This window comes from Butyrivibrio sp. MC2021 (assembly GCF_000621605.1).
Lineage (GTDB): Bacteria > Bacillota > Clostridia > Lachnospirales > Lachnospiraceae > Butyrivibrio.
In genome coordinates this window covers 1243388-1261774 of the sequence record NZ_JHXX01000001.1, presented here as the reverse complement: position 1 = coordinate 1261774, position 18387 = coordinate 1243388, and the positions used below count along the sequence as shown (strand labels likewise).

The 18387-nt window shown below is 43.8% G+C and carries 20 protein-coding genes and 1 other annotated feature; of the genes, 19 read left to right on the top strand and 1 reads right to left on the bottom strand.

The features are described from left to right. Nucleotides 1-2: 2 nt before the first annotated feature. The 8 genes from T359_RS0105205 to T359_RS0105170 all read left to right on the top strand — a co-directional run bounded on the left by T359_RS0105205 (nucleotide 3) and on the right by T359_RS0105170 (nucleotide 7343). Nucleotides 3-968, top strand: a complete 966-nt coding sequence (locus T359_RS0105205; protein ID WP_026516557.1) for a carbohydrate kinase family protein — start codon at nucleotides 3-5, stop codon at nucleotides 966-968. A 125-nt stretch (nucleotides 969-1093) separates the two neighbouring features. Next, nucleotides 1094-1573, top strand: coding sequence for a hypothetical protein (locus tag T359_RS0105200; RefSeq protein WP_026516556.1), 480 nt, complete (start codon nucleotides 1094-1096; stop codon nucleotides 1571-1573). Beyond that, nucleotides 1566-1802, top strand: coding sequence for a helix-turn-helix transcriptional regulator (locus T359_RS19415; RefSeq protein WP_035783564.1), 237 nt, complete (start codon nucleotides 1566-1568; stop codon nucleotides 1800-1802). The genes T359_RS0105200 and T359_RS19415 overlap by 8 nt, the downstream gene beginning before the upstream one ends. Further along, nucleotides 1803-2498, top strand: coding sequence for a hypothetical protein (locus T359_RS0105190; protein WP_026516555.1), 696 nt, complete (start codon nucleotides 1803-1805; stop codon nucleotides 2496-2498). A gap of 352 nt (nucleotides 2499-2850) precedes the next feature. After that, nucleotides 2851-4359, top strand: coding sequence for a hypothetical protein (locus T359_RS0105185; RefSeq protein ID WP_026516554.1), 1509 nt, complete (start codon nucleotides 2851-2853; stop codon nucleotides 4357-4359). Nucleotides 4360-4683: 324 nt separating this feature from the next. Then, nucleotides 4684-5262, top strand: coding sequence for a GNAT family N-acetyltransferase (locus T359_RS0105180; RefSeq protein WP_242839049.1), 579 nt, complete (start codon nucleotides 4684-4686; stop codon nucleotides 5260-5262). A gap of 91 nt (nucleotides 5263-5353) precedes the next feature. Beyond that, on the top strand, nucleotides 5354-6517 hold the full coding sequence (locus T359_RS0105175; RefSeq protein ID WP_026516552.1) for a macrolide family glycosyltransferase: 1164 nt from the start codon (nucleotides 5354-5356) through the stop codon (nucleotides 6515-6517). Nucleotides 6518-6557: 40 nt separating this feature from the next. Next, nucleotides 6558-6818 (top strand) — a binding site (T-box leader). A 78-nt stretch (nucleotides 6819-6896) separates the two neighbouring features. Further along, nucleotides 6897-7343 carry a class I tRNA ligase family protein gene (locus T359_RS0105170; RefSeq protein WP_026516551.1) on the top strand — a complete coding sequence of 149 codons (447 nt, stop codon included), beginning with the start codon at nucleotides 6897-6899 and terminating at the stop codon, nucleotides 7341-7343. A gap of 69 nt (nucleotides 7344-7412) precedes the next feature. Here the strand turns inward: T359_RS0105170 and T359_RS19410 are convergent, their stop codons facing one another. After that, nucleotides 7413-9170, bottom strand: a complete 1758-nt coding sequence (locus T359_RS19410) for a flavocytochrome c (RefSeq protein WP_051544958.1) — start codon at nucleotides 9168-9170, stop codon at nucleotides 7413-7415. Nucleotides 9171-9380: 210 nt separating this feature from the next. Between T359_RS19410 and T359_RS19405 the strand changes: the two genes are divergently transcribed. The 11 genes from T359_RS19405 (at nucleotide 9381) to T359_RS21325 (ending at nucleotide 18373) form a co-directional block, all read left to right on the top strand. Then, the gene (locus T359_RS19405) at nucleotides 9381-10052 is read left to right on the top strand and encodes a helix-turn-helix domain-containing protein (RefSeq protein ID WP_081795377.1); all 672 of its coding nucleotides are present in this window, start codon (nucleotides 9381-9383) and stop codon (nucleotides 10050-10052) included. Between the two features lie 94 nt (nucleotides 10053-10146). Further along, a complete protein-coding gene (locus T359_RS0105155) occupies nucleotides 10147-11664 on the top strand; it encodes a GH39 family glycosyl hydrolase (protein ID WP_026516550.1) in 1518 nt (505 codons plus the stop codon). Between the two features lie 94 nt (nucleotides 11665-11758). After that, entirely contained in the window at nucleotides 11759-12232 is a 474-nt protein-coding gene (locus tag T359_RS0105150; protein WP_026516549.1) for a nucleotidyltransferase domain-containing protein, read from the top strand. Beyond that, the gene (locus T359_RS22985) at nucleotides 12225-12329 is read left to right on the top strand and encodes a DUF86 domain-containing protein (RefSeq protein WP_242839048.1); all 105 of its coding nucleotides are present in this window, start codon (nucleotides 12225-12227) and stop codon (nucleotides 12327-12329) included. Before T359_RS0105150 ends, T359_RS22985 begins: the two co-directional genes overlap by 8 nt. Before the next feature lie 20 nt (nucleotides 12330-12349). Next, nucleotides 12350-12796 carry a hypothetical protein gene (locus T359_RS0105140; protein ID WP_026516548.1) on the top strand — a complete coding sequence of 149 codons (447 nt, stop codon included), beginning with the start codon at nucleotides 12350-12352 and terminating at the stop codon, nucleotides 12794-12796. Nucleotides 12797-12822: 26 nt separating this feature from the next. Continuing rightward, the gene (locus T359_RS0105135) at nucleotides 12823-13449 is read left to right on the top strand and encodes a methylated-DNA--[protein]-cysteine S-methyltransferase (RefSeq protein WP_026516547.1); all 627 of its coding nucleotides are present in this window, start codon (nucleotides 12823-12825) and stop codon (nucleotides 13447-13449) included. A 206-nt stretch (nucleotides 13450-13655) separates the two neighbouring features. After that, nucleotides 13656-13913 (top strand): type II toxin-antitoxin system RelB/DinJ family antitoxin, encoded by a 258-nt coding sequence (locus T359_RS0105130; RefSeq protein ID WP_026516546.1) that lies wholly within the window; start codon nucleotides 13656-13658, stop codon nucleotides 13911-13913. Nucleotides 13914-14087: 174 nt separating this feature from the next. Further along, the gene (locus T359_RS0105120; protein ID WP_026516545.1) at nucleotides 14088-14615 is read left to right on the top strand and encodes an AAA family ATPase; all 528 of its coding nucleotides are present in this window, start codon (nucleotides 14088-14090) and stop codon (nucleotides 14613-14615) included. 137 nt (nucleotides 14616-14752) lie between these two features. Further along, the gene (locus T359_RS0105115) at nucleotides 14753-15754 is read left to right on the top strand and encodes a serine hydrolase domain-containing protein (protein WP_035783562.1); all 1002 of its coding nucleotides are present in this window, start codon (nucleotides 14753-14755) and stop codon (nucleotides 15752-15754) included. A gap of 48 nt (nucleotides 15755-15802) precedes the next feature. Then, nucleotides 15803-16660, top strand: a complete 858-nt coding sequence (locus T359_RS0105110) for a GNAT family N-acetyltransferase (RefSeq protein WP_026516543.1) — start codon at nucleotides 15803-15805, stop codon at nucleotides 16658-16660. 27 nt (nucleotides 16661-16687) lie between these two features. Continuing rightward, on the top strand, nucleotides 16688-18373 hold the full coding sequence (locus tag T359_RS21325) for a GH25 family lysozyme (RefSeq protein ID WP_051544955.1): 1686 nt from the start codon (nucleotides 16688-16690) through the stop codon (nucleotides 18371-18373). Nucleotides 18374-18387: the final 14 nt, after the last annotated feature.

Sequence of the window (18387 nt, the reverse complement as noted above, 5' to 3'; positions counted from 1 at the left end):
TTATGAAAAAAGATGTAGTTGCGCTGGGAGAGTTGCTTATTGATTTTACAGGAAGCGGAGACAGCAACCAGGGAAATCCTTTATTTGAGGCTAATCCGGGCGGAGCACCCTGTAATGTGCTGTCAATGCTTCAGAATTTAGGCAACAGCACAGCTTTTATCGGCAAGGTTGGAAACGACTTTTTTGGGAGAATGTTAAAAGAGAGAATTGAAAAGCAGGGTATAGACTCTACCGGACTTGTCTTTGACGAGGAGATAAATACTACCCTTGCATTTGTAAACAAGCTTCCAAATGGAGACAGAGATTTTTCTTTTTACAGAAAGCCCGGAGCAGACATGATGCTGACAGCAGAGGATGTTGAGAAGAATGCTGATCTTATCAGGAATGCAGAGGTATTTCATCTTGGAACACTGTCAATGACAGACGAACCTGCAAAAGAGGCAACTGTCAGAGCTGTTACAATAGCTAAAGAGAGCGGAGCAGTCATATCTTTTGATCCAAATTACAGAGAACCTTTATGGAAGAACGTAGACGATGCAATAGATGCTATGAAATATGGCTTTGAAAACTGTGATATCCTGAAAATTTCAGATAATGAGATTGAGCTTTTTACAGGCCTTAAGGATATAGAGGCAGGAGCAAGGAAAATAAAGAGAGACTTTGGTATTCCAATCGTGTTTGCCACACTTGGACCTGAAGGAAGTATGGCTCTTTACAAAGATATGGTGATCAAAAAAGAAGGGTACAGAAATCCTGCTACTATAGAGACTACAGGAGCAGGCGATACCTTCTGTGCCTGTGCCATAGATTACATCCACAAAAACGGACTTGATAATCTGACAAAGGACGGATTATTTGAATGCCTGTCGTTTGCAAACGCTGCGGCATCTATTATAACCACCAGAAAAGGTGCACTTTCTGTAATGCCAACCCAAGAAGAAATAACAGCTTTTCTAACAAACAAGTAAAGTGGACCAGGACGGGGTTCCTGGCTCATTTTGCAAAAGGTACTATATATTTCTTTTCGTGCATATGATAACGTCATAATAGGAACACCTATAACGAATAAATAAAGCTTAATAGGAGTATGCTTATGAAAAAGAATATCCGTACCGTTTTATTTGGAGAGCTTGTACTTTTCATCGTTGTATTTCTTATCAGTACCCTCGGAACCAGCTTTGGTTTTTCTGCTGTCGCATGGTTTCTTGATGTGCCTTCGCTGATTCTTGTTTTACTTATTCTGATTCCCGGGCTCATTATCATGGGTGAGTGGAAAGATTTTTTGAATTCATTCTCAGTAGGGATAAAAGATTACAGACTTCTTGAACTAAAAAATATTATAGAAGCCGTAGGCGCTGCCCAGAAGCTTACTGTATTTGGAGCTCTTTTTGCCATCATAACTCAAGCAATAATTCTTATGGGACATTTATCTGAGCCGGAAACGTTTGGACCAAGCCTTGCTGTCTGCTTCCTTTCAGGTTTTTATGCAGTAATAATCGAGTTTTTTCTTCTGCCGCTTAAGTTAAATGCCGAGCGTAAGATGAATGAAGAGATGGACATGGAAGATGAATGATCCCGGAATTACAAAGGAGCAGTATCTTAATATAGCTCGTAAATTCGGATTTACGAAAAGAGAGCTTGAACTCGGATACCTTAAAGTGTCGGGGTTTTCAAATCATAGAATTGCTTATATGCTCGGAATTTCTGAGCAGACGGTAAAAAATCATTTCACTCACATTTATGAAAAGGCGTGGGTTCCCGGAAGAAAGGAATTCCAAGAGTTGTTCACACAGGATAAATAAATGCTTATGAAAAGATCTGTTAAAAAAGCCATTGTCGGAATCATCATATTTAACTGCTTTCTGATAATTGCTGCCATTTGCGGAAAAATACTGAGCAGATTCGTTTATGAAGATCATCTTGATGAGCCTTTGATCACAGTTGATGATACCGGGATTACCTTAAGAGAATTTGGATATTACATATATAAAGTAGAAGAGTTTGTGCAGAACCAGGCTCTTTTGTATGATCCTGAGAATCCAAAGCACTGGTGGAATACCCACTTTTCAGCCGGCATGGATTCTCAGTTTGTCTGTGATTACGCCAAGAAGGTGGCAGTTAACACTTGTATATCAGATGAGATTTATTATAAAAGAGCTCTTTCTGAAGGAGTTGTATTAAGTAGCGCGGAAGAAAAACAAGCAATGGTCGAAGCAAAGATGATCTTAAGCAGCATGACCGGTAATCAGCTTGCAAGAACAGGGTTGGATGAAAGCATCCTCACTAATATGCGGATAAAACATGCTCTTGCAGTAAAATATGCCAAATTTCTTGCAAATACCTGTGATTTAACAGGATATTCCGAAGACCCGGAAAAGCTTCTAAACTGGGACGGCGTGTATTATCAAGAAAAGATTCTACCGGAACATACAGTAAAGACTAATGATAAGGTTCTGGATAAAATAACGTTGGGAAAAATAACAGTGAATTATGAGTAATTCTATTTGAATGTGTTAGAATTATTTCATGAAAACAAGAGAAGAAGCATTAAAATACGGATTATCTTTTCCGGATACTTATAGTAAACTCAAAAGGCGAACTTGCCGGCAACTATGCATTTGGCGGAGCCTGGAAGCAGGGAGAAATCCTGCTCTCTGAAGGCATAGCCTTTTATCTCGGAATATATATCGGAAGATAGAGGATGTAATGAGGCAGTTTCTAAACAATTTATAAACATTGAAAAATTAAGAAAATCTTTTAACTATAATTTAGGTTTCTTATTCATAATCCATTCCAACAACAAACAATTTTTCACTGATAAATGTTCAGGAATTACTAAGGAGACTAATTATGAAAAGAAACGAGTTAAAAAAGATCTTATCTTTAGCAATAGTAACAATCATGTGCGTAGCTGTCACAGCATGCGGACAGACAGCCACATCAACCGAAGGAACTGACACTGTAGTTACACAGGAAAGTACAGTTGAAGAAAGCAGCAACCCTTCTGATGCACCTGAAAAGCCGGACGGTGAGGCGCCTGATGGTGTTCCTGGAGATAAGCCTGATGGAGCACCTGGAAATAAACCGGATGGAGAAGCACCTGGAAATCCTCCCGAAGGTGGTGGCGGCTTCGGAGGCGGAAGCAGCAGTGCTGATATCGATTATCAGGGAGCGGTAGAAGTAACTGGCTCAGATACTCAGGATGGAAAGACCTATGCCAGCACAACAGCAGATAAGAGCGCACTTCTGATCAGCACAAGTGACGATGTAACCATCACCAATGCAACTGTTACCAAGACCGGTGATTCAGATGGTGGAGACAATTGTAACTTCTATGGCCTTAATGCAGCTGTTCTTGTAAAAGACGGATCTACAACCACTATTACAGGAGCAAACATTACTTCTGATGCTGACGGAGCCAACGGCGTATTCTCATATGGTGGAAATGGTGGAAAGAATGGCGATGAGGGTGATGGTACAACAGTCATAATTTCAGACAGTACTATCACAACAACAGGTGATGGCTCAGGTGGCATCATGACAACCGGTGGCGGTGTGACAAAGGCATCAAACCTTACAGTTGAGACTAGCGGAAGATCTTCAGCAGCCATCAGAACTGACAGGGGTGGCGGCACAGTTACTGTAGATGGTGGAACATATACAACAAACGGTCTTGGCTCTCCTGCTATCTATTCAACTGCAGACATCACAGTTTCTAATGCAACTCTTGTTTCCAACCTTTCAGAGGGAGTTTGCATTGAGGGTATCAATTCAATTACCCTTAATGACTGCGATATGACCGCCAATAATACTGATACCAACGGAAATGCAACCTTCTATGACACAATCATGATCTACCAGTCCATGTCAGGAGATGCAGACAGTGGTACATCGGTATTTACAATGAACGGTGGAACACTTACCAGCAAGAATGGCCATGTTTTCCACGTAACAAATACAACTGCTGTTATTAACCTGGATAATGTAAAGATTATTAATATGGATTCAGAGAATATTCTGCTTTCAGTTTGTGCTGATGGCTGGAATGGTGACACAAACACAGCTACACTTAATGCAACTAACCAGACCCTTGAGGGAACAATCCTTGTTGGAAGTGATTCACAGCTTACACTTAATCTTACTGACGGATCCAGCTTCACAGGCACAATAGGCGGAAACATCACTAATGCCAAGGGCGAAACAGTTTCCACAGAAGTAGGAACAGTAGCTGTTTCTATAGATAAGAGCAGCACCTGGACACTTACAGCAGATACCTATATCTCATCATTTGATGGAGATATTTCCAGTGTCGATACTAATGGATATACACTTTACGTTAATGGAGTTGCTCTGAACTAAGACAACAAAAGATATATCGCAAGATAGATGTTCTATTAGAAAACTGTGTGACACACGCTGGAAAAGAAATACTTCTCCAGTGTGTGTTTTCTTATGAAAATTACTTTATATCATATTCCAGCTTTACGGTTATTGTAGCAGTCTTGTGCCTGGAGCTGGTGTCAAAAGCGCCATCATATGAGTGACCGGGGGACGGGGTTCATAGCTCATTTTGGAATGTACAAAGGCTTGAATATTGAAGAGGATAGAGGATATACATATACTATAAATAATTGATTATAGCGTAAGGCTTATATATGCAAATAAGGATTTGCGGAGGATATTATGCTAAAAGATTATGAAATAGATAAACCAGTTCTTGAAACGGACAGATTGATCATTCGTGTGCTTGACGAAAATGATGTTCCTGATTTAAGAGAGTGGCTTGGACGAGATGAAATCTATACATATTGGGGTAGAAAAGCAAGTAAGAATGAGAAAAATCCTGAGCTTATGTTTATTGATGCCCGCCCCTGGGTAAAAAGAAAACCTTCGCCTGATTTTAATTGGGGAATTGTATTGAAAGAATCCAATAAAGTGGTAGGCATGATTGCGGTATTTAATATCCAAAATGCCAGAATGGGTGATATAGGGTACAGAATTAGTCCTGAGTACTGGAATATGGGAATTACTACAGAAGCTTTAAAGGAAGTGATACGGTTTATATTTGAAAACACGGAATTAGATCGTTTGAATGGGAATGCAGATGTAAGAAACATTGCATCAAATAAGGTTATGGAAAAATGTGGCTTTATAAAAGAGGGGACCGTTCGCCAAGGGAAAATGGTTTCTGTTTATTGTGATTATAATATTTACGGTATGCTCAGAGAAGATTATGCGGGCTTGCAAGGTATAAACGGTTAAATCCTGAATGACAAGAAATTTTTGAAATTGGCAAAAGATTAACGAATTAGCATTAAAGTTATATTATAATTTAGTGTAGGAGGGAAAATGTATGAAAATCATATGGTTTTGCATTCCGGCCCATGGACATACCAATCCTACACTGGGAATTGTCAGGGCTCTGACCGGGGCGGGGCACACAGTATATTACTTTTCTTATGAGATGTTCAGGGAAAAAATAGAGGGCGTCGGCGCTACCTTTTTTCCCTGCGATGACTACAATTTCGAGGAACAGGATGCAGACTTTGCAGAAAAGTTCGGAAAGGACCAGTCCTTTGCCGTGAAGCTCATGGTATCTGCAACCATCGGACTGGATGGGATGGTCAGCGAGAAGATAAAAGAACTGCAGCCGGATTTGATCGTATCGGATTCCGTTGCATTCTGGGGAAAGCTTGCTTCCATGAAATTCGGACTGCCATATATCTGTTCCACCACCACCTTCGCTTTTAACCGGTATTCCGGAAAATATAACAGCCACGGCATCGGAGAGACACTGAGGATGCTTTTAGCAATGCCGGAGGTCAACAGACAGATAAAGCGTCTTCGGGACAAGGGATATCCGGTAAAGGGCATTCTGGATATCGTGACCAATGACAATGACACCAATACCATTGTTTATACTTCAAAGTATTACCAGCCCTGCGCAGAGACTTTTTCTGACAGGTATCATTTCATAGGCCCTTCCATAAGGCCTATTACCCAGAAATATGAAAAGACCGCCGAGAAGACAGTTTACATATCCATGGGCACCGTCAATAACAATCGCGAGTTTTACCGCAACTGCATTGAGGTTCTGGGAAAAACCGATTATCAGGTGATCATTTCCATGGGCACAAATCCGGATCATTTTGACAATCTGCCTTCAAATATCCAGATCTATGAGAGTGTAGATCAGATGGCTGTGCTGTCCATAGCAGACGCCTTTATAACCCACTGCGGCATGAACTCCGCATCGGAAGGACTTTATTTCGGCGTTCCGCTTATTCTTTTTCCCCAGACTCCTGAGCAGGGGGCGGTGGCAAAAAGAACCGCTGAGCTGGGAGCAGGCTTAAAACTGCCCTCAATAAAACAGCAGGATATCCTGAAATGCTTGACAAGGGTCCTTGAGGAGCCGGGCTTTAAAGAAGGAGCCGGGAAGGTTTCAGAGAGCTTTAAGAATGCAGGCGGAATCGAAGAAGCTGTCGCTTTTATTGAGCGCATCGGAAACAAGCAATAATTGATGTAGTTGACTTTTTTTAATTCATGATTTAATCTATAGCAAAGCTGTGAAAAGAAGAGTAGGTTGTTAGAAGCTTTACAGAGAGTCGGCATTTGGTGAGAGCCGGTGGGTGGGCAACAACTGAACATGGTCTTGGAGCTGCGTACCGAGGTCTTCGGACTTAGGCTACGACGGGTGCACCCGTTACAGTGATAGACTATCGATGGATCATTTCCCGTCCGTAGTTGATGAGGCTCATATCGTGAGATATGGGTGAATTAGGGTGGTATCACGAAGCATATCAGCTCTCGTCCCTGAATCGCAAAATTCAGTGGAGAGAGCTTTTTTAGTACAAAAAAATCTCCCTCCGCGCCAAACCCAAAAAGGAGGAAATGAGATGAACAAAAACATTCTAATCGGAGGAGCCTGGCCCTACGCCAACGGTAGCGGCTATCACCTTCCGGACCAGATTGTCTCCAGCGAATATCTGACTCTGGAGGGCAGGAAGATCTCCACCAGCCAGAACTATGCCATTGAGGAAATCTTTGAAGTGGTCAGAAAAGCTAATAAATACTTTGACGAACAGGCACCTTGGAAAACAAGAACTGAGAATGTGGAAGCTTGCAAAAATACGCTGTTTCAGTGCGTTCAGATCATCGCCAATCTTGCGGTGGTATTGGCTCCGTTTTTACCTTTTTCATCAGAAAAAGTATGCAACTGGCTTGGAATAAGCACAACCTGGGAGTATAAGGAGATACCTTCAGGTTACAGACTTCCGGAGATCAGCATTCTTTTTGAACGTCTGGACAAATCTGTTATAGATGAGGAAAGAGCAAAACTTTAAAGAGAAAAACAACGAAAAACCCCCGGGAAAATCAAATTCCCGGGGGCATTTTTCATGAGAAAACAGGATTTATTTCGAAGCATTTTCTCCGGCTATTCTGCCGAATACTACGATATCCGCAACAGCGTTTCCGCCAAGTCTGTTGGCTCCATGGATTCCTCCTGTGACTTCGCCGGCAGCAAAGAGGCCGGGGATGGGAGTTCCGTCTTTTGAAATAACCTGGGCATCGGAATTGATCTTTACACCGCCCATGCAGTGATGGATTCCGGGGCCAACATTAACCGCATAATATGGACCGGAAGAAAGGTCTGTAAGAGGAGTTCCGATATCCCTTGCAAAATCTGCGTCGGTTCCTGAAGCCACATATGAGGACCAGGTCTGCACCGTTTCCAGCAAAGCCGCTGTTGCGTTGGCATCAAATTCCATGGCGGCTGCCAGATCTTCAAGGGTGTCGCCCTTTACAAGATAGCCGCTCTTATCAAGCTTTTTGATAACGGCAGAGCCTTCATACATTTCCTGATTGGCAATGAGCCATACATTTCCGCCGGTCTGGGCAACTTCTGCCGCAGAAACGGCATCTCTTGTACCGGTCTCATTTGTGAAACGAAGACCTTCCCTGTTAACAAGAATTGCTCCGTCACCTCGAAGCGCCTCACCAACCAGGGCTCCGTCTGTGGGGATGACTGTAGGATGAAGCTGGATCTGCTCAAGATCAACGAAGTCAGCTCCCACCTCTGCAAGGAAATCCAAGGCATCGCCGCTGGCTGTGGCAACGTTGGTGGAAATGTATTTGGCCAGGTCCGGTCGAAGCTGGGCTATACGATCCATATTGCCGCCGAATCCGCCGGTGGCAATGATAACTGCGTTGGCATGAACAGTGACCTTTTCACCGTATTCACCGACACCTGAGACACCGCAGGCCTTTCCGTCCTCCATAAGGATCTTATTTACAGTAGTTCCGGTTCTTATTTCTATTCCCAGTTCATCAAGTCTTACACCCAGGGCAGAAACAAGGTAATTTCCTACTGAAGTTACGTTGCCCTCAGCATCTGTCGGTCTGTGGGTTCTCTTGGCACTCAGTCCGCCCATGGTTCCGAGGGGGCCGGAGAGAGGAGCATTTTCCTTATCCAGCCAGTCTATGGCATCGGAAGTGTTTTCTGCCAGAGTTCTTACCAGGTCCGGATCATTTATCTCTTTTCCGCTCTTCATGGTATCTTCAATGAAAAGATCTACAGAATCCTCGATTCCCTGCTCGGCCTCGTAATGGGTTTCCGCAGCATTCATACCTGAACTTGCTCTGCTGGTATTTCCGCCGAGGATATCACTTTTTTCAAGGAGAATGACGTTCTTGCCGTTCTCAGCCACTGTGATGGCTGCAGTCATTCCTGCACCGCCACCGCCTACAACAACCACATCGGTAGTTGCTTCGTAGTCCTCTGTGGCTAAATTGCTCTTGTGACTTCCGTCAGCTACAAAGCCTGTGGATGCCAGAGCTGTAGACACAGCCTCAAGAAATCCTCTTGAGGTGTAGGTGGCTCCTGAAATAGCATCGATTTGCGTGCTCTGGGTCTTGAGGATCTTGGTTCGCAGGGATTTCATGGCGCTTCCGCCGATGGAAGGTGTTTCGCCTTCGTGCTGATAGGTGATATCAGAGATCATGTCATCTTCGATGAAAACTGAGACCTTGATCTCACCTGCAAAGCCCTGAGCTGAGCCGTCGCACTGATAGCCTTTGTGTTGTTCGACATACGTACTGCCCCAGATACAGAACAGGATCAATGCTGCACAGAGACAGCAGGAACAGATTTTTTTGGTAAGAGTATTCATTAGACTTTTCCTTTCTTATGAACGAAATTACCTATATATATTAACTATAATACATATCTGAACACTTTTAAACCAAAAAACGTAATGAATATAAGTGTTTAGCGGCATTTTTTGACTCTACTTTCCGTAGGTAGCAGTGATACCGTCCCGGGAGTACACTAAATTACGGAAACACAAATGGCGGTACCTGAACAAGAGGAGGTAAAAGTTATGAATCAGTATGTAACAGGATCTGTTATTAAGGACCTGAGAGAAAAGAATAAGATCACCCAGAGTCAGCTGGCTGACATGCTGGGAGTAAGTGACAAGGCTATATCAAAATGGGAAACCGGCAGAGGCTATCCTGATATTACCCTGCTGGAGCCCATCGCTAAAGCTTTTCATGTGTCAGTGACGGAGCTTATTTCCGGCACCACAGTCAGCAATGTAAATGTGTCCGCAAATATGTTAAGGAGCATGTTTTATGTATGCCCTGTCTGCGGAAATGTGATCCACAGCATGGGACAATCAGTTGTTTCCTGCCACGGAGTGACGCTGAATCCGGAGGAGGCGGAGGACACGGACGAGGCTCACAAGATCTTTGTCGAGAGGGTGGAGGACGAATACTATGTCCGTATAGAACATGAGATGACCAAGACCCACTACATTTCATTTATTGCAGCCCTGTCTTCCGACAGGCTCCAGATGGTGAAGCTCTATCCCGAGGGTGATCCTGAAGCCAGATTTAAAATAGCAGGGGTAAAAAAGCTATTCTTTTACTGCAAAAAAGACGGACTGTTCCGGCTGGATCTGGTCCACGGGATAGATGACAGAGACAGGTCTCATGATGATACAAAAGAACGGCTGGAACTTGAAGAAACAGCAAAGAAGCTCTTTGGATGAGGGAAAAAGTGCATTTCCGCAATAACTGAAAAGAAATAATACTGGTACTAAGCTATAATCTGATTTAGGAGTCATAATATTGGAGCGGACAAAGATGAAAACAGAAAAAATAGTTGTAGACGGGGCAGCAGACGTGCTGTTCAACAATAACGTTGATTACTGCGTAGGCACAGGAAGACTGGGGCTTGCGCTTACAGAGGAATATTTGAAAGAGCTGAAGTTCGTGCAGGACATGATCGGCTTTTCCTACATCAGAGGCCATGGGCTCTTTTCAGATGATGCGGCAATTTACCACGAGTATGAGGAAGACGGCGAGACAAAGGTTGAGTACAACTACACATACATAGACAGGATCTTTGACAGGTTCCTGGAGCTGGGGATCCGTCCTTATCTCGAGCTGGGCTTTATGCCTGAGCAGCTGGCAAGTGGAACCCAGACTATCTTTTACTGGAAAGGGAACACCACTCCGCCCAAGGAGTACAAGAAGTGGACGGATATGGTCATCGCTCTTTTGGAGCACCTTAAAGGCCGCTACGGCGAAGAAGTAGTTTCCTGGCCCATCGAGGTATGGAACGAGCCCAATCTTCCGGGATTCTGGTACAAGGCTGACATGGAGGAGTACTTCAAATTATTCAAGGAGACCTTCCTGGCAATCAAGGCCTATGATGACCGCTTTAAGGTGGGAGGTCCCGCCATCTGCGGCGTCAGGGATGCTGAGTGGATCAAGGGATTTCTTGATTTTTGCAAAAAAGAGGGAATTCGTCCCGACAGGATCACAAGACACCACTACACAGTGGAATTCCCAGAGAGGATTGGCCACTACGACTACTCCAAGCTTGAGGATTCAAAGATGCGCTTTGAGAATCTCCAGTCCACAAGGGATATTGTGGATTCCTATGAGGAGTTCAATGGCCTTCCTATCCACCTTACAGAGTTCAGCACTTCCTACACACCAAGAGGCGTTATACATGATACCAATATCAACGCAGCTTACCTTGCAAGGCAGCTCTCTGGCCTTGGGGATGTGAACGAGGCTTATTCCTACTGGACCTTCGGAGATGTCTTCGAAGAGCAGGGAGTTCAGAACAGCCTTTTCCACGGCGGATTCGGTATGGTGGCAGCAGGCAATATTCCAAAGCCCACCTTCTGGACCTTCTACTTCTTCAAGCAGCTGAAGCTCTTCGGACAGCAGTGCGTCTACAGAGATGACAACGCCGTGATCGTTAAGGGAGACAAGGGCTACGCCGGAATTCTCTGGAATATAGACGAGGAAGACAGGGTAAAAGAACTCTCCTTTGACCTTGATGGTGAGTACACACTTGTAACCAAAACAGTGGATGAAACTAACTGCAATCCTCTGAAACTCTGGCATGACCTTGGAGAGCCTGCTTATCCTACCAAGGATGAGACTGAGCTTATCAAGAGCGCAGCATGGCCTCTTGTGGAGAGCGGTGTTGTGAAGGCCGACGGCTCTGCTTCTAATAATGAATGTGGTACAACACACATCTCTGTACCCGTAAGGAAAAATGGCGTTGTATACTTTACCCTCACCAAGAGGAACTTCACTCCGGACAGAGGCTATGATTACGTGAAGGTTGTTGAGTTTCACTGATATTGCCCTATAGAAAATATAAAAGTGCAATATTTGCACCTGTATTGACATTTGGGTGCAAATATTGCACTATTATTTTATGAGAGGTGCAATTATGGGTGCGATAAAAGAAATTAGAATTGAGAAAAAGCTTACTCAGCAGCAAGTTGCAGATTTAGTAGGAATATCTTTAAGATCTTATAAATCCTATGAAAATGATGAGGAAAAAGAGGGAACCTTAAAGTATAACTATATCTTAGACAAGCTGAATAGTATCAATCCTATCGATGAAGAACATGGTGTTCTTGAAATAGATTTTATTATTGATAAATGTAGAAGCGTTTTGGATGAATATGCGGTTCATTATTGTATTCTCTTTGGCTCTTATGCCAAAGGCAAAGCTGGAGAAGCAAGCGACGTGGACCTTTTGATATCGTCAGATGTCAAAGGACTTAAGTTTTATGGTATGGTTGAAAAACTGAGAAATGCGCTTCATAAGAAGGTGGATGTCCTTAATGTTGAGCAGCTTAAGGATAACCTGGAATTGACAAATGAAATATTGAAGGACGGAATTAGGATATATGGATAATACCAAAAATGACTATGGAAATGTTGATCTGAATATAGTTTACGAGACCCTTAAATATGATATCCCGGATTTACCGGAGCAGTTAAGTGAGGAATAGATTAAATTGGGGAGGATGGTATGAAGGAAAAACCACATGTGCTTTACCACGGAAGTAAAGCTCTATTTGACATAGTTAAGCCCCAGCAGGCCCATGGTGTCTGCGAAGAAGAGGCTAAAATGGGTATCTATGCTGTTGCCACCAAAGATGAAGCCATCCCCTTTGCACTGCCCTTCAGGTGGTATCCGGATGCGCCCGGAGGAAGGCTTTCCTTTGATTCCGATGGCGTAAAGAGCTATCTGCACTACGGCTCTATAGATCCTGATGGGAAAGGATATATTTACGTTCTGCCCTCAGATTCATTTGAGCTTGTGAACGAATGGGAATGGGTATCGGAAACTCCTGTGGAGCCCAAAGAGATAATTGAAATCAATGTAAAAGACTATTTTGATACCATAACCTTTTCCGAGGAAGCAAAGAAAATACAAGCAGAACTATATGGGGAAAAGCACAATGCCAATACTTAATAATTGAGGAGGTATGGAGAAAGCTTATGAAGACCAGAGAAGAAGCACTTAGTTACGGCCTGTCTTTTCCTGACACCTACCAGGAAGCGCCGTTTCATGATCAGAATTGGCAGCTTATCCGGGTAAAAAAGTCCAAGAAAGCCTTTTTGTGGACCTATGAAAAGGATGGCTACATAAACTTAAATCTAAAGGTTGATCCCGAGTGGAGAGATTTTTGGAGAAGGGCTTATGATGCGGTGCTTCCTGCGTATCATCAGAATAAGGAGCACTGGAACACGGTTATTCTTGATGGCTCGATCCCGGATGATGTCATAAAGCGCATGATTGCTGAGAGCTATGACCTTGTGACCGATTCACCCACAAGAAGGATATATGAAGCGGTAAAAAAGATTCCAAAGGGAAAAGTTGCCACCTACGCAGATGTAGCAGAAATGGCAGGAGACAGGAATATGGCCAGAGCTGTGGGCAACGCCCTTCATAAGAACCCCGACCCCAGCACAATACCCTGCCATCGTGTGGTAAATTCCAAGGGCGAGCTTGCGGGAGAATACGCCTTCGGAGGGTCCTGGAAGCAGGCCCAGATACTGGAGAGCGAAGGCGTCAAGATTACAGACGGTAAAGTTGATCTGGAGAAATACAGAATTACCCTATAAAAAGTGAGGCTTGAAATATAAGTGATAATAAGAGTTGACGACGAAAACATAATGCAGGCTGCAACGGTTCACTCTGCTTCCTGGCAGGAATCCCACAGATCATTTTGCTCAGAGGAGTTTATAAAGAATGCAAATGATTGCATTTTGCTGTCATTTGCAGTACAATATAATCAACAAAAACCATGTCTTGTAGATTGGAGGTTTATATGGCAGCTATTACATTGCGAATAGATGATAAAGAGAAAAAAGAATTAGATAAGGCCCTTGAAGCTATCGGAATGAATGTAACAACATTTTATTCAATATATACCAAGAAATTTCTTAGAGAAAAGCGCATTCCTTTCGACATTACAGTACCTGACGAAGATGTTTTTTATTCAGAGGAGAATCAAAAGCATCTGAAAAAAGCAATCAAAAGACTTGAAGGAGGAAAAGGTAAGGAACACGACCTTATCGAAGATTGATGAAGCTAATTTGGGACGAAGAGGCTTGGGACAATGAGTTGAGAATTGCTCAGTGCAAGACTCATTATGAGAAATGATTGGTTATTGTAAAATATTAAACCCACACCCGCATGGCTGTGGGTTTTGCTGTATACTGATACATGGGTGCATGGTATGCCAATGAGGAGTTGAATAATGATAGTTATAATTACTGGCGCTTCCCATACGGGAAAGACGCTGCTGGCGCAGAGACTGCTTGAAAAATACAAATATCCTTACATGTCTATTGACCATCTGAAGATGGGGCTGATAAGAAGCGGCAATACAAAGCTTACACCATCAGATGATAATGAGCTCACAGACTACCTTTGGCCCATAGTCAGTGAGATGATCAAAACCGCCATAGAGAATAAGCAGAATCTCATTGTAGAGGGCTGCTATGTGCCTGCGGACTGGCGCTCCGGCTTTGATGAATCATACTTATCTGAAATCAAATGCATCTGCCTCGTTATGACAGAAGCTTATATCGATGCACACTTTGATGACATCTTCAATCATGGCTCCGATATAGAATCAAGGATAGACGAATCCTATTGCACTAAGGAGTGGATAAAAGAAGCAAACGCAGAGTACATAAATCTTTTTGCAAAAGACCAGGTTCTTATTGATAAAGACTACGAGAGTACAATAAACTCAGTAATAAGTAAGCTTTCTCAAGAATAATTAAGCTCAGATGATTCCCCGAAAAAAAGACACGAGGATGAAATGAGCTATTTAAGTGAAAAAACAGCTGAAGGCGTGTATGTGCTTCAGCTGTTTTCAATTTTACGTTATAGTATTATCAGAGAGGGGGCAATATTATGACCAATGAATTTATTAGCCCTGATTTCAGGGGAGCAGCATATATTTTGCAAAATGACGAGGTTATCCTTGAGCATACAAACGGTTTCAGGGACTATGCCAACGAGCTTCCAAACACCGTAGATACCAAGTTTGCCAGCGCATCAGCCGGAAAAGTATTTGTGGCAGTGGGCATTTTGCAGCTGATAGAAAAAGGAAAGCTTCACTTTGAGGATACCATCGGAGAACTGATAAAGATCGACTGGAAGGACATCGACAGGAATATAACTGTGGAGCAGCTATTAAATCACACTTCCGGAATCCCGGACTATTTTGATGAGTCCGTTATGGATGAGTATGAGGAGCTGTGGGTGGATTTTCCCAATTACAAGATCAGGCATAATGATGATCTGTTGCCGCTTTTTATAGACAAGCCCATGATGTATCCCAAGGGAAGTCGCTTCCAGTATAACAACACAGGCTACGTGGTTCTTGCCATGATAATAGAGCGAGTAACCGGCATGGAATTCGATGAGTATCTCAAAGAGAATGTCTTTGAGCCCTGCGGTATGACAGGCACCGGCTACTATGAGATGGACAAATTACCGGCCAAGTGTGCCAACAGCTATGTCCGGTGCAACAGTGCAGAGGACCTTCGCACCAATATATTCTGCGTTGATGCCAAGGGAACCGGCGCCGGCGGTGCTTTTATCACGGTAAAAGATATCGCGAACTTCTGGAAAGGCCTTCGTGACGGCAAGCTCCTTTCGAAGGAGATGACCGCAAATATGCTCAGCAAGCACAGCGGAGACGGCGGCGACCCGGAGGAAGGCTATTATGGCTACGGCGTCTGGATCATCGATGGAGCCGGACAAATAGATATTCCATACTTCCAGGGCTGCGATCCGGGAGTGAGCTTCATATCGGAATACAATCCCAACACAAACAGAATCACTGTACTTGTCAGCAACTATGGCGACAACGTATGGGCTATCGCGCGAAAAATCAGACAGAGCGCATAATAATCGGTCAGGCACAGGGCTTAGCAAACCACAATTTAAGGAGAAATCATGCAAATAGAAAAGAATTACAGAGACAACGAGGCCCTGCGCGCCTCTTTTAACAAACTGGCGGAGAGCACCTTCGGCCTCAACTTCGAAAACTGGTATCAAAACGGCTTCTGGAAGGACAACTATATCCCATATTCCGTAGTGATAGACGGACAGGTGGTTTCCAACGTTTCCGTCAACGCCTGCAATATGAATTACAAGGGAAAAGAAGTTAAGCTTATCCAGCTTGGAACCATCATGACCTACCCGGAGCACAGGAACAAAGGCTATGCCAGAATCCTCATGGAAGAAGTCCTCAAGGACTATGAAGGCAAAGTAGACGGAATCTACCTTTTTGCCAATGATTCCGTTCTTGATTTCTACCCCAAGTTCGGCTTCAAGGTGGCAAAAGAGTTTCAGTATAGCAAGGCGGTAACCCAAACCGGCGAAAACACAGCAGAAACTGTACCAATGAATAATTCCGAGGACTTCGCCAAAATGGTAGAGCTACTTGCCACAAGACCTCAGAACAGCGATATGTATATGGTCGGAAACACCGGCCTTTACATGTTCTACCTGTCCCAGTTCATGACAGAGAACGTCTTTTACATCGAAGACTGTGACAGCTACGCAGTGGCTGAACTTGAGGAGGATACCCTGGTTCTTCACACCATAATTGGCGAGGGCAGTATCGACGAAGTCATTAAAGCCTTCGGGGCCAATGTAAAAAAGGTAATCCTTTGCTTTACTCCCAAGGATCCCACCGGATTTGATAAGAAAGAACTCCACGAAGAGGATACCACCTTTTTCGTACAAGGACATTTCTTTGAGGAAAATAAAGGCGCAGAGTTCATGCTCCAGTCCATAACACACGCGTGATGATTAAATAAATGCAAGGGGAGAAGTATGAAAAAGACATCTAAGTTCATCATAATTATTTTAATTGTTGTATTTGTTTTGGGGCTTTTGGCATGGCTGGCTCTTACTCAGAGAATATCCACTTTTATCGCAGGAAAATATGAATATCAGGGCATAGATGTTTCCCATTATCAGGGAGATATAGATTGGAAAAAGATGCAGGACCAGGGGATATCCTTTGCCTACATAAAGGCCACGGAGGGCAGCAGCTACGTTGACGATAGGCTTTCGGGAAACTATGAAGGCGCAAGGGCCACCGACATAAAATATGGTTTTTATCATTTCCTTAGCTTTGAAAGCAGCCCGCAGACCCAGATGGATAACTACAGGGCAGCTGTGGGGGACTATGACATGGAGCTTATTCCTGCCATTGACATAGAATGGTACGGGAACTTGAAAAAGAATCCTCCGGCAAAAGAGACAGTTCTTAATGCCCTTAATCAAATGGCAGACCTCATGGAACAGGAATACGGCAAAAAGCCCTTGGTTTACACGACTCAGAGCTTTTACAGGAAATACTTTAAAGGTGAGCAGCTTGATTATCCTCTGTGGATAAGAAATATCTATTTTTCACCCTTGCAGAACTGGACTGTTTGGCAGTACACTGACAGAGCGGCTTTAGAGGGCTTTGCGGGAGATGAAAGCTTTATAGACCGTGATGTTATAAGGAAAAAAGATTTTGAAAATATATTATCAGGTATGAAAAAAGGGGAAGAGAACATGGATACAGCAAACGAGAATAAGGCATTGGCAGAGGAGTCCTTTGCCAGCGGTATAGCAGCTTCTGAAGACAGCGTAGACAGTGCGGCAGCAGCTTCATCACAGGAGGCGGAAGGTTTCGTTCTTAATAATGAAATTGAGGAGCGCTGTCCGGTGACCATGACAGCCACCAGAGGGGATGTAAAATACGGGGAATTTACTCACGGAACGTATTTTTCCAATACCTGCGGACTGGAGAGGGGCTACAGCATCCTTCTTCCCGCGGACTACAGCACTGATAAGAAATATCCTGTGCTCTATCTTTTACATGGAATATTCGGAAACGAGTACTCTTTTTCCGGAGATGCATCCAATAAGATCAAGGAAATAGTGGGAAATATGGCAGCAGAGGGAGCCATTGAGGAGACCATCGTGGTATGTCCAAATATGTACGCATCCTCTGACCCGAACCAGCAGCCCGGCTTTGACGCCGAGTCGGTACTTCCCTATGACAACTTTATAAATGACCTGGTGAACGACCTTATGCCTCACATCGAGAGCGAATATTCCGTTCTCACAGGCAGGGAAAACACTTACCTCGCAGGCTTTTCCATGGGCGGAAGAGAGACCATTTTTATCACCCTTCAGAGGCCTGAGCTCTTCGGATACGTCTGCGCAATTTCAGCAGCTCCCGGAATCGTGCCCACCAAGGACAAATTCATGACCCATGAGGGACAGATTTCAGAGGAGGAGATGAGATTCGCCGAGGGCGCCACAACCCCTGAGGTATTTATCATCTGCTGCGGAACCAGAGATTCCGTGGTGGGCACCTATCCCAAGTCCTATCATGAACTTCTTGAGAAAAACGGCGCAGACCACATCTGGTATGAGATCACCGGCGCAGATCACGACAACAATGCCATAAAGAGCGGCCTTTACAACCTCTTTAAGCAGATTGCATTCGACAAGGCCTAGCAGTAATCTACGGA

Bases quoted from the DNA above. Each gene is read 5' to 3' on its own strand.
- T359_RS0105205 (WP_026516557.1), top strand. From the start codon at position 3: ATGAAAAAAGATGTAGTTGCGCTGGGAGAGTTGCTTATTGATTTTACA.
- T359_RS0105200 (WP_026516556.1), top strand. From the start codon at position 1,094: ATGAAAAAGAATATCCGTACCGTTTTATTTGGAGAGCTTGTACTTTTC.
- T359_RS19415 (WP_035783564.1), top strand. From the start codon at position 1,566: ATGAATGATCCCGGAATTACAAAGGAGCAGTATCTTAATATAGCTCGT.
- T359_RS0105190 (WP_026516555.1), top strand. From the start codon at position 1,803: ATGCTTATGAAAAGATCTGTTAAAAAAGCCATTGTCGGAATCATCATA.
- T359_RS0105185 (WP_026516554.1), top strand. From the start codon at position 2,851: ATGAAAAGAAACGAGTTAAAAAAGATCTTATCTTTAGCAATAGTAACA.
- T359_RS0105180 (WP_242839049.1), top strand. From the start codon at position 4,684: ATGCTAAAAGATTATGAAATAGATAAACCAGTTCTTGAAACGGACAGA.
- T359_RS0105175 (WP_026516552.1), top strand. From the start codon at position 5,354: ATGAAAATCATATGGTTTTGCATTCCGGCCCATGGACATACCAATCCT.
- T359_RS0105170 (WP_026516551.1), top strand. From the start codon at position 6,897: ATGAACAAAAACATTCTAATCGGAGGAGCCTGGCCCTACGCCAACGGT.
- T359_RS19410 (WP_051544958.1), bottom strand. From the start codon at position 9,170: ATGAATACTCTTACCAAAAAAATCTGTTCCTGCTGTCTCTGTGCAGCA.
- T359_RS19405 (WP_081795377.1), top strand. From the start codon at position 9,381: ATGAATCAGTATGTAACAGGATCTGTTATTAAGGACCTGAGAGAAAAG.
- T359_RS0105155 (WP_026516550.1), top strand. From the start codon at position 10,147: ATGAAAACAGAAAAAATAGTTGTAGACGGGGCAGCAGACGTGCTGTTC.
- T359_RS0105150 (WP_026516549.1), top strand. From the start codon at position 11,759: ATGGGTGCGATAAAAGAAATTAGAATTGAGAAAAAGCTTACTCAGCAG.
- T359_RS22985 (WP_242839048.1), top strand. From the start codon at position 12,225: ATGGATAATACCAAAAATGACTATGGAAATGTTGATCTGAATATAGTT.
- T359_RS0105140 (WP_026516548.1), top strand. From the start codon at position 12,350: ATGAAGGAAAAACCACATGTGCTTTACCACGGAAGTAAAGCTCTATTT.
- T359_RS0105135 (WP_026516547.1), top strand. From the start codon at position 12,823: ATGAAGACCAGAGAAGAAGCACTTAGTTACGGCCTGTCTTTTCCTGAC.
- T359_RS0105130 (WP_026516546.1), top strand. From the start codon at position 13,656: ATGGCAGCTATTACATTGCGAATAGATGATAAAGAGAAAAAAGAATTA.
- T359_RS0105120 (WP_026516545.1), top strand. From the start codon at position 14,088: ATGATAGTTATAATTACTGGCGCTTCCCATACGGGAAAGACGCTGCTG.
- T359_RS0105115 (WP_035783562.1), top strand. From the start codon at position 14,753: ATGACCAATGAATTTATTAGCCCTGATTTCAGGGGAGCAGCATATATT.
- T359_RS0105110 (WP_026516543.1), top strand. From the start codon at position 15,803: ATGCAAATAGAAAAGAATTACAGAGACAACGAGGCCCTGCGCGCCTCT.
- T359_RS21325 (WP_051544955.1), top strand. From the start codon at position 16,688: ATGAAAAAGACATCTAAGTTCATCATAATTATTTTAATTGTTGTATTT.